The 903-nt window shown below is 36.4% G+C and carries 2 protein-coding genes; both read left to right on the top strand.

All coding sequences use genetic code 11. From position 1 onward, the window contains the following. Positions 1–56: 56 nt before the first annotated feature. On the top strand, positions 57–356 hold the full coding sequence (locus tag A9G35_RS00705) for an IS3 family transposase (RefSeq protein WP_065589149.1): 300 nt from the start codon (positions 57–59) through the stop codon (positions 354–356). 83 nt (positions 357–439) lie between these two features. Continuing rightward, positions 440–903: IS3 family transposase (locus A9G35_RS00700; protein WP_141673716.1), on the top strand; the 464-nt coding region annotated here is incomplete at its 3' end.

Genomic DNA, 903 nt, shown 5'->3' with positions numbered 1-903 from the left:
CATACAACTTTTTTAAGGGGTAAGGTAAACTTATCACAACTAAAAAAGGAACAAATATGAATAAGATTAAACGCAAAAGACGAACATTCACAGATGATTTTAAACAGCAAATGGTCAGTCTTTATCGACATGGTAAATCACGTAGTGAAATCGTTGCCGAATATGATTTGACACCATCAGCATTGGACCGTTGGATAACGCAAGCAAGCCAAAGCGGCTCATTTAAAACAAAAGATAATCGCAGTCCACAAGAACAAGAGTTAATCGCGTTGCGTAAAGAGCTTAAACAGCTGCGTATGGAAAACGATATTCTAAAGCAAGCAGCACTGATAATAGGGCGAAAATCGCTATCCTAAAAGCAAATCGACATCGTTATAGCATAACAAAACTATGTCAATATTTAGGATTATCAAGATATTATGCTTATTATCAGTGTAAATTGAATAGACAAAAATCAGTAGGGCTTTATGCCGATAAAATCGTGACGCTATTTAATCAGAGCTATCAGTCTTATGGTACAAGACGAATTGGTTTTGATTTACAAAAAGAGAATATTTGCGCGTCACGCCGTTACATTGCTCGGGTGATGAAAGCCTTATTGCTGGTATCAAAACACACCGTTAAACGTTATCAATCTCACAATACGGAAGTGAATGAAACCGCCACAGAAAATCACCTGCAACGACAATTTGATGTAGGTGATAAAAAACAAATTGTTGTTGCGGATTTAACCTATATTCAAGTTAAGCAACGTTGGAACTATTTATGTGTTTTAGTGAACTTATCCGATAGGCAGATTGTCGGTTACCATGTTGGCCAACATAAAACAGCAGAGCTTGTTATGTCGGCATTAAGCCAAATTAAACTGCCATTATCGAAATTAGATTTATTTCATTCAGACCG

Source organism: Gilliamella sp. Choc5-1 (genome assembly GCF_001690595.1).
Classification (GTDB): domain Bacteria; phylum Pseudomonadota; class Gammaproteobacteria; order Enterobacterales; family Orbaceae; genus Gilliamella; species Gilliamella apicola_M.
This window is presented reverse-complemented; position numbering and strand designations above follow the sequence as displayed.